General features: G+C 53.9%; 9 protein-coding genes, 3 tRNA genes and 2 pseudogenes. 12 read left to right on the top strand and 2 right to left on the bottom strand.

Features of this window, described 5'->3' with window-relative positions; translation table 11 throughout:
• The first annotated feature begins 3 nt into the window (after nucleotides 1-3).
• The 12 genes and pseudogenes from PACILC2_RS23170 (at nucleotide 4) to PACILC2_RS23115 (ending at nucleotide 12378) form a co-directional block, all read left to right on the top strand.
• A tRNA-Glu gene (locus PACILC2_RS23170) sits at nucleotides 4-78 on the top strand.
• 45 nt (nucleotides 79-123) lie between these two features.
• A tRNA-Lys gene (locus tag PACILC2_RS23165) sits at nucleotides 124-199 on the top strand.
• Between the two features lie 60 nt (nucleotides 200-259).
• Nucleotides 260-345: transfer RNA gene (locus PACILC2_RS23160), tRNA-Leu, on the top strand.
• Between the two features lie 210 nt (nucleotides 346-555).
• Nucleotides 556-2262 carry a hypothetical protein gene (locus tag PACILC2_RS23155; RefSeq protein ID WP_213531151.1) on the top strand — a complete coding sequence of 569 codons (1707 nt, stop codon included), beginning with the start codon at nucleotides 556-558 and terminating at the stop codon, nucleotides 2260-2262.
• Nucleotides 2256-3500: a DegT/DnrJ/EryC1/StrS family aminotransferase gene (locus PACILC2_RS23150; RefSeq protein WP_213531149.1), complete on the top strand. Its 1245-nt coding sequence runs from the start codon at nucleotides 2256-2258 to the stop codon at nucleotides 3498-3500. The genes PACILC2_RS23155 and PACILC2_RS23150 overlap by 7 nt, the downstream gene beginning before the upstream one ends.
• 18 nt (nucleotides 3501-3518) lie before the next feature.
• Complete coding sequence (locus PACILC2_RS23145) at nucleotides 3519-4430, top strand: Gfo/Idh/MocA family protein (RefSeq protein WP_372447213.1); 912 nt, start codon at nucleotides 3519-3521, stop codon at nucleotides 4428-4430.
• Nucleotides 4431-4433: 3 nt separating this feature from the next.
• Nucleotides 4434-5465, top strand: a complete 1032-nt coding sequence (locus PACILC2_RS23140; RefSeq protein WP_213531145.1) for a dienelactone hydrolase family protein — start codon at nucleotides 4434-4436, stop codon at nucleotides 5463-5465.
• Between the two features lie 120 nt (nucleotides 5466-5585).
• Nucleotides 5586-6521: a carbohydrate ABC transporter permease gene (locus PACILC2_RS23135; RefSeq protein WP_213531143.1), complete on the top strand. Its 936-nt coding sequence runs from the start codon at nucleotides 5586-5588 to the stop codon at nucleotides 6519-6521.
• 28 nt (nucleotides 6522-6549) lie between these two features.
• A pseudogene (locus tag PACILC2_RS23130) lies at nucleotides 6550-7369 on the top strand (carbohydrate ABC transporter permease).
• Between the two features lie 164 nt (nucleotides 7370-7533).
• Nucleotides 7534-8850, top strand: a complete 1317-nt coding sequence (locus PACILC2_RS23125; protein ID WP_213531141.1) for an ABC transporter substrate-binding protein — start codon at nucleotides 7534-7536, stop codon at nucleotides 8848-8850.
• A gap of 92 nt (nucleotides 8851-8942) precedes the next feature.
• Nucleotides 8943-10748: a cache domain-containing sensor histidine kinase gene (locus PACILC2_RS23120; protein ID WP_213531138.1), complete on the top strand. Its 1806-nt coding sequence runs from the start codon at nucleotides 8943-8945 to the stop codon at nucleotides 10746-10748.
• Nucleotides 10741-12378 carry a response regulator transcription factor gene (locus PACILC2_RS23115; protein WP_213531136.1) on the top strand — a complete coding sequence of 546 codons (1638 nt, stop codon included), beginning with the start codon at nucleotides 10741-10743 and terminating at the stop codon, nucleotides 12376-12378. The genes PACILC2_RS23120 and PACILC2_RS23115 overlap by 8 nt, the downstream gene beginning before the upstream one ends.
• Nucleotides 12379-13124: 746 nt before the next feature.
• On the opposite strand, the pseudogene PACILC2_RS23110 reads toward PACILC2_RS23115, so the two are convergent.
• Both PACILC2_RS23110 and PACILC2_RS23105 read right to left on the bottom strand, forming a co-directional pair.
• Nucleotides 13125-14191, bottom strand: a pseudogene (locus PACILC2_RS23110) (type I restriction endonuclease).
• A gap of 41 nt (nucleotides 14192-14232) precedes the next feature.
• On the bottom strand, nucleotides 14233-14493 hold the full coding sequence (locus tag PACILC2_RS23105) for a hypothetical protein (protein WP_213531134.1): 261 nt from the start codon (nucleotides 14491-14493) through the stop codon (nucleotides 14233-14235).
• Between the last annotated feature and the right edge of the window lie 514 nt (nucleotides 14494-15007).

The raw sequence follows: 15007 nt of genomic DNA, 5'->3' as shown, positions 1-15007 counted from the left end.
TGTGGCCCGTTGGTCAAGGGGTTAAGACACCTCCCTTTCACGGAGGTAACAGGGGTTCGAATCCCCTACGGGTCACCATGAACTCCTCCAACTGACATGTGGTTTCAGCCTGATATACATCATGAGCCATTAGCTCAGTTGGTAGAGCACCTGACTTTTAATCAGGGTGTCGAAGGTTCGAGTCCTTCATGGCTCACCATTTGCTTCATATTATAATGAAGCAAATGTGGTTGGCGAAGGGGCAACAGCTCATAAATGTGCGGTAGTGGTGGAATGGCAGACACGCTATCTTGAGGGGGTAGTGGGCGTACGCCCGTGGAGGTTCGAGTCCTCTCTACCGCACCATAACCAAAACACCGAAATCCCTTGTTACGCAAGGGGTTTTTTTGTTTTACTGTCGTATAGGAAGATGACTCCGCAACTGCTCGGGGTCATCTTTTTTGCATTTAAGGTCAAAAATTTTCAAATCGGTCAACGGAGTTTCTTATGAGCCGTCCCGGAAGCCCGGTACAATACGGGTAAGAGAAAGACGATTGCGAAGAAGAAGGTGACGGGATGAAGCTGGCGAGATTGGGCGTTCTGATCGACGAAGCGGCGATGAAGCGGCTTCACAGCTACGGCTTGAATGTGTTCGAGCGCTATATAGAGGAAATTCTCGAGCATGCGGGTGCGCCGTTCGAGACCATAACGGATATCCGCGCGCTGGATGACCGCGGGTTCGACATCGTGATTGCTTCGGTCGTTCCGGAAAATGAAGAGACGGCGGAGCGGCTATGGCAGTACGCCGAGCATGGTGGAACGTTAATCGCATACGGCGGTTTGGGGCTGCTCGCCAGGCGGCTCGGCTGCCGGCAGCGGCCGCGCACCGGCGCGGGATATGCCCGGCTGCCGGAATTCCGTTCGGTGCCGGCGCCGCTGCGCTGCCTGTCCGCTCAGCCGTGGCATGCGGAAGATGCGGGCGCAGGCGCGATCGGAGCGCTTCACGCATCGTCGCCGCAAGGCGAGCTCGTCGGCCCGGCGCTGCAGACCTTTGCCGTCGGCCGGGGCGCGATTCACCGCTGGGCGGTGGATATTCCGACCACGGTCGTCCAGCTGCAGCAGGGGACAAGGCCGGTGCTGCACGACGGCATTCCGGCTCCGGACGGAACGGCGGACATCGACGAAGGCATTCTGAAGGCGGATGACGATATCGAGCTCGATTGGGAATGGGACCGCGAGAAGACGGCGACGGGCATGCCTTATTTTGCCTACCCGCATGCCGATTATTGGCGGGAAGCGCTCATGGCGCATCTGGTTCGTTGCGCGCTGGCCAAGGACCGGACGCTTCCGCTGCTCGATTACTGGCCCGAGGGGACCGGGCATGTGGCGCTCATCTCGTTCGACAGCGATTTTAATGAGGACGAAAGGGCTGTCGTTACCCTCGATGTGCTGAAGAAGCTGCAGATTCCGTCGACATGGTGCATGATCGAGCCCGGTTATTCGCCGCAGGTGTACGAACGGGTCCTGGCGGAGGGCCATGAGCTGGCCTTGCATTACAACGCGCTGGAGAAAGAGAACGGCATATGGAGTCTTGAGGAATTTACGCGTCAGCGGCAATGGGTGCAGTCGGCGACCGGACTGGCACGAGTGGTCTCCAACAAAAATCACTATACGCGCTACGAAGGCTGGGGAGAACTGTTCCGTTGGTGCGAGGCGAACGGCATCGCTGCCGATCAGACGAGGGGACCGACAAAGCGGGGCAATGTCGGGTTTCTGTTCGGGACGTGTCACCCGTATTTCCCTATCGCTTGGTGCGATGAAGGGAACCGGAGGTACGATGTGCTGGAAATTGGCTTTTTGACCCAGGATTTGAACCATCCGAACCTGTCCGATACGACGGTGATCGAGCCGTTTCTTAAGCAGGTGGCGAAGGTCGGGGGCGTCGCGCATTTCCTGTTTCACCAAATTCACATTCACCGGCTGGAGCCGGTGCGTCAAGCGATCCGCGAGGTCGTCGGGAAGGCGAGACAGATGGGCTTCGCGTTCTGGACCTCGAAGCAGATCAACGACTGGCAGCGGGCGCGAAGAACGATGCGGGTGACCGGAATCGACGCGGCCGGACAGGTGCGGCTGGAGCGTGGGACCGTCAACGAGCCCGTCGCGGTGTGGCTGCCGACGAGCGAAGCTCCGGAGTCGATACAATCGCCGGGAATCGTTTACCGGTACGGCGTGCCATGCATTAAGCAAGTCCATCATTTAACAAGGGAGGAAGCGGAATGCTGACGAACAGAGAGCCGCTCGCGATTCACGGCGGCAGCAAGGTAAAGACGACCCCGTTCGGGACGGGCAAACGTTTCGGCTTCGAAGAGGTAACGGAGCTGGTCGAGGCGTTGAACCAGAACACGCTGTTTTATCACTTCGGCGGAAAAGTGAAGCAGTTTCTGCAAAGCTTTAACGACATATACGGCGTCCGTTACAGTGTGGCGACGTCGTCCGGGACGGCGGCGATCCATGTCGCGCTCGGCGCGGCCGGCGTATCGGTCGGGGACGAAGTCATTACGAGTCCGATTACGGACCAGGGGACGCTGATCGGCATTTTGTATCAGAATGCGATTCCCGTCTTCGCCGACCTGAACCCGCATACGTACAATATGGACCCGCAGTCGATCGAGGCGCGGATCACCGAGCGGACGAAGGCCATCGTTGTCGTCCATCTGGCCGGCAATGCGGCGGACATGGACCCGATCATGGAGATTGCCCGCAGGCATAACCTCAAAGTCATTGAGGACTGCGCGCAGAGCTACCTGACGAAGTACAAGGGACGGCTGGTCGGCACGATCGGCGATTACGGCTGTTTCAGCACGAACGACTTCAAGCATATTTCGACCGGCGACGGCGGGGTGGTAACGGTCAATTCCGGGGAGGAGGCCGATTATCATGTGACGCATGCCTTTGCGGACAAAAACTACCAGCGTTTCGGCAGCAGCGTCCAGCGAGATCTGCACTATCTGGCGCCGAACTACCGGATGACGGAGCTGCAGGGCGCCGTCGGCATCGCTCAGCTGAAGAAGCTTCACGGCATCTGCGAGCGCCGACGGCAGTACGGCGACCGCATTACGGCGGGTATCGGCCGGCTGCCGGGAATTCAGGCGCACCATGTAGAGCCAGGCAACGAGTGCACCTACTGGTTTTACATGTTCCGGCTGAACCTCGACGAATTGACGTGTACGCGTACGGAATTTTGCAAGGCGCTGGAGGCCGAAGGCATTCCGAATATGGAGGGATACATTCCGGACGTCGTCTATATGCAGCCTTTATTTCAGAAAAGGACCGCTTATCCGAATTCGCATTATCCGTTCGAACTGACCGGAATTACGTATGAGCGGGGATTGTGTCCTAACGCGGAAAGCATTCTGCAGACGGCTGTGCGGCTGCCGGTCAATGAATTTTACACGGAGAAGGACATCGACGACATGATCGCGGGCATTCGCAAGGTCGCCTCCTTCTACGAAAAGCGATAGGAGGGCGAGTCCATGACGATGACAAGCAAGCTGAAGCTGGGCATGATCGGTCTCGATACATCGCATGCGACGGCCTTCGCCGAGCTGCTGAGCGATGAAGGCCATCGCTATCATGTGCCCGACGGCACCGTCATTGCGGCCTATCCCGGCGGCTCCGACGATTTCGAGCTGAGCCGCTCCCGCGTGCAGGGCTTCACCGAGGAGCTGCGGCAGAAGTACGGCGTGCAGATCGTAGACTCGCCGGAGGAAACGGCGGAGCAGTGCGACGCCATTTTGCTCGAGTCGGTCGATGGCCGTGTCCATCTGGAGCAGTTCCGGCGCATAGTCCGCTACAGAAAGCCCGTCTTCATCGATAAGCCGTTCACGGTGAACGCCGGCGAGGCGCTGGAGATCATTCGCCTTGCCGAGGCGAACGGCGTGCCGGTGATGAGCAGCTCCGCGCTCCGCTTCGCGGAAGGCGTGAAGCAGGCGGCCGCCGATGATGAAGCGGGCCCGATTATCGGCACCGACTGCTACGGACCGATGGAGCTGCAGCCGACACAGCCGGGCTTGTTCTGGTACGGCATCCACAGCGTGGAGATGCTGTATACGTTCATGGGCCTGGGCTGCGTCTCGGTAACGGCCGCTACGACAGCGCATCACGATGTCGTGACGGGAATCTGGGAGGACGGCCGCATCGGCACCGTGCGCGGCAGCCGCTGCGGCAACATGACGTTCGGCGCGACGGTCCACCGGGAGAAGGGCTCCCGCCCGGTCGATGTTTATGCCCATGACAAGCCGTACTATGCCAGCCTGCTGGAGCAGATCATGGCGTTCTTCCGGACCGGCCGCTCCCCGGTAGCGCTGAGCGAAACGTGGGAAATTATCCGGTTTATCGAAGCGGCGAATGAAAGCCGGTCGAGCGGTAAGGCCGTCCGGCTGCGGGGTTGAGCCATGGCCGCCGCATACCGGAAAGAGCTTGCGCCGCTAACCGCAGGACTTGCCGACCCGGCGGAATGGGAGCGTAAGCGCGAAGCGATCCGCAAGCAGTGGCTGGAGCTGCTCGGCGGCCTGCCGGACCGGGTGCCTGTCCGCTTCACGCGGCTGGCTTCCGCACGCGAAGCATCGCATACCCGCCATCATATCCGCTACGACACGGTGCATGGCGATACGGTCACGGCATATTTGCTGGTGCCGCACATCGCGGACGGCTCGCATGCGCATCCGTCCTGGAAGCTGCCGGCCGTCATGGCTCTGCATTCGACGGCGAATGCGGGCAAGGGCGATATCGCCCTTGCTTCGGGCCGGGATGGCCGCAGGTATGCGCTGGAGCTGGCAGACCGCGGTTATGTCGTCCTTGCGCCGGATACCATTACGGCAGGAGAACGGAAGGCGGAAGACGCTGAATATTTCCATACCGCCGCGTTTGACGCCGAATATCCCGAATGGTCGGCGGTAGGCAAGATGCTGGCCGACCATCTGCAGGGGCTCGACCTGCTGTGCAGCCTGCCGGAGGTGGACCCGGAGCGGGTAGGCGCGATCGGGCACTCGCTTGGCGGCTACAACGCCTACTTCCTGGCAGGCATGGATGCCAGGGTGAAGGCCGTCGTCGTCAGCTGCGGACTGTCGACCTTCCACGGCGATCCGGACCCGAATCGCTGGGGAAAGCGCGACTGGTTCACGCACATCCCAAAGGTGACAGAGCTGCTCCGCGCAGATCAGCTTTCCTTCGATTTTCATGAAATCGCCGCCTTGGCCGCCCCGAGGCCGTTCTTCTGCTGGATTGCGCAGCAGGACCAATATATGCCGCATTGGAAGGAGATCGGCGAAGCGGCGGCAGAGCTGCACCGGCTCTATAAATATTTGGGCTGCGGCGATCGGCTGCAAGCGGTCATCGGGACGTCGGGGCACGATTTTCCGGATCCGATCCGCAACTGGGCCTACGCATTTTTAGACAGGTGGTTAAAAAAGGAACCGCAACCTTGAACCAGGGCCGCCGCTGCAGCGGAGAAGTACGGCTGCCGCGGAACGACGGAATGCGAGAAGCTGCTCTCCGATCTGAAGGCCCCTGGATTAATGAAATACATGACGAAAGAGGTGACTTCCATGCAGACTCAGCCGGATTCTCCATCTGTTCCGAGCCGTGCGCGACCGCGGTTCAACAAGCAGCGAATTTTTGAGAACCTGTACGGCTACGCTTTCATCGCGCCCATGATGATAGGGGTTTCGATCATGACGCTGCTGCCGATTCTGGCCTCATTTTTCTTAAGCTTTACGGAATGGAATTTTCTTCACGGCTTCAAACAAATCGAGTTTATCGGCATGCGCAACTTCGAGCGCCTGCTTGCGGACGACGTCTTCTGGAAGTCGATGAAGAACAATATCGTCTTTATGCTCGTCGTTCCGGCGACGTTGGCCCTGTCGCTTATGCTCGCAATCATCATCAATAAATATGTGTATTTCAAGGACATGTTCAAGGTCATCTATTTCATGCCTTACATCTCGAGCATCATCGCCGTCGCGATGGTGTGGCAGGTGCTGTTCCACCCGTCATTCGGTCCGGTCAACCATATGCTGATGTCGCTCGGCGTCGATAACCCGCCCAAATGGATCGCCGACGTCAACTTCGCGCTTCCCTCTATCATGATGATCATGATCTGGGTGTCGATCGGCTATAACCTGATTATCTATATTGCCGGACTGCAGGCCATACCGGCGGAACTGTACGAGGCTGCGGAGATGGACGGCGCGAAACCGTGGCAGAAGTTTCGCAGCATTACGCTGCCGATGCTGTCGCCGACGACCTTCTTTCTCTTGATTACCGGGCTTATCGGCACGTTTAAAGTTTTCGATATCATTCAGGTGCTGACGGGGGGCGGACCGGCGAACTCCACCTCTGTCGTGGTGTTTCATCTGTACGAGACCGCATTCGTCCATCTGAAGATGGGCTATGCCTCGACGATGGCGCTGGTGTTGTTCTTCACCATTTTTATCATCACGCTCATTCAATGGTACGGCCAGCGCAAATGGGTGAATTACTAGGAGGTGCGGCAAGGTGGCATTCCGCAAGCTGGATATACGCAAGGCAATCGCGACCGCCCTGCTCTTTGTCGTCGGATTGACGTTTCTCCTTCCTTTCTTATGGATGGTGTCGACTTCCTTCAAGCCGGAGGCCGACGTCTTCAAATATCCGATCGAATGGATTCCGAAGCAATGGCAGGCGGCGCAAAATTATAAAGAGGTATGGATGGGGAAATTCCCGCTCTATCTGTACTACTGGAACTCGATCAAAGTTACCGTGCTGACGACGCTGTGCTCGGTGCTGTTCTCCTGTATGGCGGCTTATGCGTTCGCGAAGATCGACTTTAAAGGGCGGGACGCAGCCTTCCTGATCGTCCTGGCCACATACATGATCCCGAGCCAGGCCATTCTCGTTCCGCAATTCATTATTTACCGGGAGCTGAAGCTGTTCGACACGCATATCGGGCTTGTTCTGCTGAACAGCTTCAGCGTGCTCGGCACGTTTTTGCTGAGGCAATTTTTCTTGGCGTCAACAAGGAGTATATGGAGGCGGCCAAAATGGACGGCGCCGGGCACATCCGCATCTTTTCACGGTTGCGATCCCGCTGGTGCGGCCTGCCATCGCCACCTACGGCATTCTGCGCTTTATCTGGACATGGAACGACTACCAGAATCCGCTTATCTTCCTGCGCTCGGAGCATCTGCTGACGCTGCAGCTCGGCATCCGCAAGTTCGCGGACGCGTACGGCGAATTTTATTCTCTGATCATGGCCGGCTCGGTCATCGCGATCGTGCCGCTGCTCATCGTTTTCATAATCGGGCAGAAGCAGGTCATTGAAGGCATCTCGCTCGGCGGGGTTAAGGGGTAGGGCGAAGAGAAGTCAAAAAATTCCGAACTGGTCAAATAATTGGACTTCATTCGGGGTGTCTTCCTGATACGATAAATACGAAGAGTAAAGCGCATTCAATCCAAAACGGGGGGATAAGCGACAATGGGTAAAAAAGATGGACTTCCTTCTTCGTAAGTCTGGCATTGGCGGTATCGGTTACGGCGGGCTGCTCGTCATCTTCGGAACCGGCTGCTTCGGACCAAGGCGGGCAGTCCGGCGGCAGCGACCGGAGCGAGCCGGTTACCATCAAGTTCCATGCGGACGGCATCTCCTTCAAGAAGGAGGATCTCGATCCGATCATTGCCAAGTTTCAAGAGAAAAATCCGGACATCCTGGTCGAATTCGTTCCGCTGAATGAAGCGAATGCGGCAGATAATGTGAAGAAAATCGATTTGCTGTCCGCCTCGGGCGAGCAGCTTGACGCGATCCTGCTGCCGGATGACCGCAGTTATGCGCAGCGCGCCGCCAACGGTCTGCTCGAGCCGCTGAACGGCCTGATGGAGAAGGAAGGTCTCAATTACGGCGAGGAGTACAAAATCGATACATCGATTGAAGGCCAGTATTACGGCTTGCCGGGCACGTTCCGGCAATGGTTCGTAATCCTGAACAAGGACCATCTCGACGAAGCCAACCTGCCCGTTCCGACGGAATGGACCTGGGACGAATACCTCGAATATGCGAAAAAGATGACCAAGGGAGAAGGCGCAACGAAACGGTACGGCACGTATTTCCATAACTGGATCGACTATTTCCTGCTTGGCTTATGGAATCAGCCGGAGAAAAACGATCTTGTGCTCGCCGACCACACCGTCAACCTCGACCACCCGGGTGTAAGGAAGTCCATGGAAATCCGTTATCAAGCGGAGCTCGTCGATAAGTCGGCGACGCCTTATGTCGATATTATTTCGCAGAAGCTGACGTACCGCCCGCTCTACTTCAATCAACAGGCGAGCATGATGCCGATCGGCTCGTGGATGATCGGAGAGGTTGGAGGCGGCGACGAATTTACGGCCAGCTTCAAGACGGTTTTCGCCCCGATGCCGAAAAACAACAAGGAGGACCCTAACGGCTATTCCTTCATGAATGCGAACTATGTGGGCGTCGTATCCATCTCCAAGCATAAGGAAGAAGCCTATAAGTTCCTGCGTTTCTTTACTACCGAAGGGATTCCGATGATGAAGAAATATTTGTCCTCCTGGAAGAAGGAAGACACCGCAGCGGCGATCGACGAGCTGATTCAGGCATCGAAAAATCCGGAGATGGTGGACAAGGAATCGCTGATGTACACGCTGAACAATTCGAAGCCGATTACCAGACAAATGCCGGTAGCGTACACCGAGGAAATCAACAAGGCCTACTCGGAGGAGTTCGAGCTGATGCTGCTCGGCAAGCAGGACATCGACAAGTCGCTCGCGAATGCGGCGGAGAAGATCGAGAAGATCGTCGCCGCCAACAAATAATAGCCCGATCGTTCGTTTTGATGGTAGAGTGTAAGCATGGGGGGCGTCTGCTCCCCGCTTCCATCCAACCGACGAGTAAGAGGGTATAATCTATGAAGCTTCCCAAGAGCTTGCGTCAACTGAGCTTGCGTCAAAAGCTGATCGCGTCCTCCATTATTTGCCTTTTACTGCCGGCAGCTATCACCTTGATCGTCTCCAGCCGCAACACGGAGGCCGTCGTCAAGCGCCATGCGATCGATAACGCCCTCGGTACGCTGGAGGTGATGGACCGGTACATTGTCAATACCGTAAACAAGATGCTTTATGTTTCCAACTACATTCAATTCGACAGTGAAATCGGGTCCATCCTCATGCAGCAGTGGAACGAGAGCCGGGTAGGCGGAGAGGATCGTTCTGTGGAACATTTTCTTAACGCCAGGAAGATCACGGAAAAGCTGGAGAACATCTCGTTTCCCGGAGAGAAGACGCATATTACAATTTTGCTGAACGACGGCACGAGCTACACGAACTACTCTCATCTCGATTACGATCCGAGCCGCTTCTTTCAGGAGCCGTGGTTCGGGAAGCTGACGGAGCTTCCTTCCTTCGCCACCTATTGGATCGGCACCCACCCATCCTATCTCGCCACAGACCGGGAGAAGGGCAAATATCTCATTACGATCGCCAAGACGATCAAGAGCTTCTCCTCCGAACCGTACGGCTATCTGATCGTCAGCTTGAGCGAGGAGAGGATCAGCGAATTTCGCGCAAAAATAGCGGAACAGGAGCATATGCTGCTCGATTCCCGAGGGACGATCCTTTCGCATGCGGATACGCGGCGGATAGGACAGCCCTTTTCCCATTTCAGGCAGTTAAGCGACAAGGACAAGGCCACGCTGATTACCGTAAATCGGAAGGACTACCTGCTGCTCCATCGCAAGCTTCCGTTCTCGGACTGGATGCTGGTCAGCATGGTGCCGTACCGGGCTGCGGTCGCGCAGATCAATACGGTCCAGGGGACGAACTTTATTTTGCAAGCCGTATTCTTTGCCGTGTTTCTGCTTATCCTCGTTACGCTGGTGCGGCAGTTCACGAAGCCGGTGTACCGGCTTGGACGCGTCGTTGCTCAGGTGGAGGCCGGGAACCTGAATATTCGGACGCGCATTCAGGGCGGCGACGAAATTAGCCGGCTCGGCCATTCTTTCGACCGAATGCTGGACCGCATCGAGGAGATGATCCGGCAGGTGACGCTCGAGCAGAGCCGCAAGCGCAAAGCGGAGCTCGAAATGCTGCAGGCGCAGATCAATCCGCATTTTCTGTTCAATGTGCTCAATTCGATCCGGATGCGGATCAAGCTGAAGGGCGACGACGAGAATGCGGCCTTGATCAGTTCGCTTTCCTCCTTGCTGCGGATGACGATCAACCGCAATAATGAATTTGTGCCGCTGCATGAGGAGGTGGAGACGGTCGCGCATTATTTCCGGCTGATGAACTTCCGGCTTGCCGAGCCGATCGTTCTGAAGACGGATATCGCGCCCGACACGGCTCTGGCGGAGGTTCCGCGCTTCATCATCCAGCCGATTCTGGAAAACTCGCTCATCCACGGCTTCCGCGATTATCCGGGGACGGTATCGATTTCGGCCTGGAAGCAGGAGGATCGGTTGGTGCTGCAGGTCAGCGATACGGGGCGCGGCATGGATCGGGAGGAGCTGGAGCGGCTGGAAAGGAAGCTGGCGAAGGCCGCCGTGCCCGGTGAGGAAGCGGCGGAGGGGTTGTCGGGTATCGGCCTGAATAATGTATTTGAGCGGCTCAGGCTGATTTACGGGCAGCGGTTTCAATACCGCATTGACAGCCGGCCCGGCGAAGGAACGACCATTACGATGCAAATTCCGCTGCAAAGTGGGGAGAGCCATGCTTAACGTCATGCTGGTGGACGACGACTATCCGGTTCTTGATTTTTTACGGAAGGCGGTTCCGTGGGAATCGCTTCGGATGAAGGTCCAGGGGATTTACGAAAATGGAGTCAAGGCGCTCGAAGCGGCCAAGGCGTTCCCTCCCGACATTCTGATTACGGATATCGGCATGCCGCATATGAACGGGCTGGAGCTGATCGAGAGGGTGAAGGAGCACTGTCCCCGGCTGAAGGTGGCGATTCTATCGTGCCACAATGAATTTGACTACGCTTTGCAAGCGGTCAAGCTTCATGTGGACGATTATATTTTGAAGGAAACGATCGAGATCGAGAACATCGTTCAGATGCTTCGCAAATTCGCCGCACAGCTCGAACAATCGTTGACGGAGAGCCGAAAGGTCGAGCGGCTGCAGCAGATTACGAAAGAGAGCCGTTCGGCCATCAAGGATCAGTTTTTGCGTACGCTGCTGTACCATCCTCTGCTGTTTCCGGAGCAGTTGGCGGAGCAGGCCAGGGAGTACGGCATTCGGCTCGGGAATGATGCGTATGTGCCGGTCGTTTGCTTCATTGACCGGTATGAGGAGACCCGGAAGCGGTTTGTCTCGGCCGATAATATGATGTTTGCCGTGGAGAATGTGATGGAGGAACTGATCCGCAAGCCTGGTGCGGTCATTTTCCGGCCGTCGCCCGAACGGCTCCTTCTTCTGTTCCCGATACAGCAGGTTCGACGGTCCGTAAGTGAACTCGTCGAGACGGCAGACACTTTGCGGACGATTCAGCGTGCGCTGTTTCATCATTTGAATATTAGTGCGACGTTCCTGATCGGTCAATCCGGGAAGGACGTCCGGTCGCTCCGAACACGGATGATCGAGCTGCTCGGGGGCTCGGAAGAGGCGAGGTTTTATACGGGGAGCGGTGTAATTGCGAAATTCAGCCCGGTAACCTTCGCGACGGAAGATTTGTTCACTTATTATGCTGCCGCGATCGAGCAGTTGAAGCAGGCTGTGCTGGAGCAGGCGGCGGACCGGGTGGAGACGGTGACCCGTCATTGGACCGGACTGATTACCCGGGAGCGGTACCATCCGAAAGCCGTGAAGGAATGGTTTTTGAAGATAATGCTCGACCTGCAGCTCAAGTTCAAATCGCTGCAGCATTTTCAATCGGATGATTCGCCTGAGGTGCTTCATCAGTCGGTTCTGGAGGCGGAGACGATGGAGCAGCTTCGGGAGCAGGTCGTTTCGTTTTTGTACCGTATGCTTCCTGTCGTGGAGCATATCTACCGACAGCCGCAGCGAAAGGAAATCACGGAAGCGCAGCTGTATGTGCTCCGTTCGATGCACCGGCGGATTACGCAGGAGGAAGTGGCCGAACACCTCCACCTGAATCCGAGCTACTTCAGCCGGCTGTTCAAGCGGGAGACGGGCGAAAACTTTGTCGAATTTGTCACCCGGACGAAGATGGAGAAGGCGAAGGAGCTGATCGACCAGACGGACAGCACGGTGGAGGAGCTGGCGGAGCTGTTGGGCTACGAGAATAAAAGCTATTTTCTGAAATGCTTCAAAAGCTACACGGGGCTGACGCCCAGCGAATATGCGGGCAAGGTTCGGAGGGGAAGGCCGAGGAGAGAGGATGAATGAAATGAAATACTCGGGATCTCTGGATCTACGGATCTTCGGACCTCCGGTTCTTCATCGCTGATCGACGGTTGAGAGGCTGGCCCGTGAGGGAATTGGAATAGCCGTATCTCCGTGTCTCGGGTCATTGACCGACGGTTAAGAGGCTGGCCCGAGCGCCGGGTATCGATTGAACCGCACATGTCCGGAGCCTGACGGAAGAGCACGGGGTACCGCTCGCGGAAGTCCGGAGGCGAAGGCCACAAAGGCGAAGTCGTTTTTGCGATCCGATTCCGGGTTGCATGAGCGGCTTCTTTTTTTTTCGGATCGTTGCCACGTTTTATCTTTTCCGCTGAGGAACAGGTGCTGCATGTAATGAAGAGCAAACCCATACTGTTGATCATTTATTTAATTATCGTAGGCGTAGTCAGGGTTCCGGTTATGGTTTACTGAAAAGTTTGCTCCCTTGTGGGAACTACGGGGGAGTAGCACGATAGATGATTATTATCCGATATATCAATTAGATGTCGCGCGTTTAATTTACCACATCGCGATAGTTACTTTGATTATGTATGTGCTGTATCTCATTTTGCGTAGTATAAAGGAGGAGCAGTAATTAAAAGGATTTTTATGTTTCGAATGCAAATAGGTCCGAAAGATGCAGCCTCAGTCCGATGGAGTTTCGGGCCAAGGCTGCTTTGTTTTTGCGCTGTCCACTTTGCAGGGGGCAGTTCCCTTTCATGACAGCCACTTTATTTATATATCATCTATTAAATGAAACTTTTTGCGACCCGAATAATGTCAGCTTTATACTTGAGAATATCCGATGTCGATTCTATTGGATATGTTGTTCTGTTCTCATCGTTGAATACTATTGATTTACTATTATTTCGGTTTAAATATAAGCGGCATATCCACTTACGTATATTATCATCGAGCAAAATATTAAAGTAACTTTGATTATCCCTATAAAAAATTCGATTGGCATCAATTGTATCTTGTAATAAAACTTTAACTGTTATATAACCTTCCAATTCTTCTTGAGTAGTTATAATCTCAGGTTCATTTTTTGTCTGTTCAGTGGTCGCTGCAACCTCTTCAACAGATGAATCACTCTCAAGATTGGTATTTTCCAAAGCAGATTTTAATTTATCGTTTAGGAGGTCGTTCATGAATTGTTTTAAGGATTTTTGTACAATTCCATTAAATCGTTCAATTACTTGTTTAGTCTTTAGGCCGGGGTAGATATCAGTCAATATGAATTTCACAAAATCATCACTGGGATTGTCCCATTGCTTTTTAAGAAACTGCTTTATTTCATTTGTATATTTTAATTCAGATGCAGTGTTAATGATATGCTCGACATCAAAATTATTTTTTGTGAATTTTTGCAACTCCGATATCTGATGATCACGAATGTCAAAAATATTGAATTCAAAGAAGGGGACTTTATCCATTTTATTTTGTTCATCAAGATCGGTGTAAAAGCGGTATACAATTCCGTTTGTAAGTATGGCGAACTTAGCGGTTGTAGTACCAAAATACCTAAATAGTTGGGAATCGTGCTTTTCTAGTCGCTCTTGAATTGATTTGGCTTCAATGAGAATAATAGGGTGTCCATTTTGCAGAATAGCGTAGTCGACTTTTTCGCCTTTCTTTATCCCTACATCAGCAGTGAATTCCGGAACGAATTCTTCAGGATTAAAAACATCATATCCAAGAGCTTGGAAAACGGCATAATGACAGATGTTTTTGTTGCTTCTTCTGTCAGAATGCTATCTTTAAGCTTTTTTACTCGTTTGGCTAGATTTTTAACTTGATCTACAAAATCACTCATGACTATCTTCCCCGGAGTTCCCCATCGGATGGGGGATTTGCTCATTTCTTCGTGTTCACGTAAATCTTTTGCAGTAAATTTATGACTTCACCAAATCCTGCAACAATAAGTCCCAGTAAAATTGCGGGGTAATAATTCGAATTTACAAACAAAGTGACGACGATGCTGACAAAAAATATGACAGTTCCCAACAATAACAGCAGTTTGCCAATAGGGTTGGACTTCTCATTTTCAGCTTCAATTTCAGATGCCCATTTCTTCTCTTGCTTCGAATCCTTTTTACTTCCGCTTCCATTTTTCACCCGCCTCTATGTTCATTTAGTCAAGAGTTTTACTATTTCATAGTCATTATTTGATTAGGGTAATCGTCATTACCGAAAACAGGGGACAACAACCACTGTGTGAATCTTGTGCTCCAAAAATTTTCCCTGAAGAATGATGAAGGTTCTAGGTCATTTGGTCTAGTCTATTCTACTATAAAAACGGCATTTTGGCGACATTTGGAAGGCTGCCAAAACGGGAGTACAGTCGCTAAGACAACTCAAGTAACATCACTCGTAGCTTCGAGTCGGGGAAAGTAACGTAAGAAGCTATGCCCGGGAACTTCGAAACATGTATGGCATCCCTAAATCCATGCGGCGGGGGCAGCATGAAGCGATTCCTGACCCTCCAATGGAATGGGTGAGAAAACGCAGGTGGATTTCGGGATGACGAAGATGAGAAATCTGCAGGGAGTGTGGTTGATTTTGAAGAAAATGAAACAAATTGCGATTGCTTCGATTAAGGCTTCCTATCTTCCATTCACGATCTAACGAA

Origin of the sequence: Paenibacillus cisolokensis (genome assembly GCF_018403665.1) — a bacterium.
In the GTDB taxonomy this organism is placed as follows: Bacteria; Bacillota; Bacilli; order Paenibacillales; family Paenibacillaceae; genus Paenibacillus_AH; species Paenibacillus_AH cisolokensis.
The sequence above is the reverse complement of the archived record's forward strand: the minus strand, read 5'-3'. Positions and strand labels throughout refer to the sequence as shown.

What these genes read in the sequence shown, in the direction of transcription:
- PACILC2_RS23155 (WP_213531151.1), top strand. Translation starts at nt 556, where the DNA reads ATGAAGCTGGCGAGATTGGGCGTTCTGATCGACGAAGCGGCGATGAAG.
- PACILC2_RS23150 (WP_213531149.1), top strand. Translation starts at nt 2,256, where the DNA reads ATGCTGACGAACAGAGAGCCGCTCGCGATTCACGGCGGCAGCAAGGTA.
- PACILC2_RS23145 (WP_372447213.1), top strand. Translation starts at nt 3,519, where the DNA reads ATGACAAGCAAGCTGAAGCTGGGCATGATCGGTCTCGATACATCGCAT.
- PACILC2_RS23140 (WP_213531145.1), top strand. Translation starts at nt 4,434, where the DNA reads ATGGCCGCCGCATACCGGAAAGAGCTTGCGCCGCTAACCGCAGGACTT.
- PACILC2_RS23135 (WP_213531143.1), top strand. Translation starts at nt 5,586, where the DNA reads ATGCAGACTCAGCCGGATTCTCCATCTGTTCCGAGCCGTGCGCGACCG.
- PACILC2_RS23120 (WP_213531138.1), top strand. Translation starts at nt 8,943, where the DNA reads ATGAAGCTTCCCAAGAGCTTGCGTCAACTGAGCTTGCGTCAAAAGCTG.
- PACILC2_RS23115 (WP_213531136.1), top strand. Translation starts at nt 10,741, where the DNA reads ATGCTTAACGTCATGCTGGTGGACGACGACTATCCGGTTCTTGATTTT.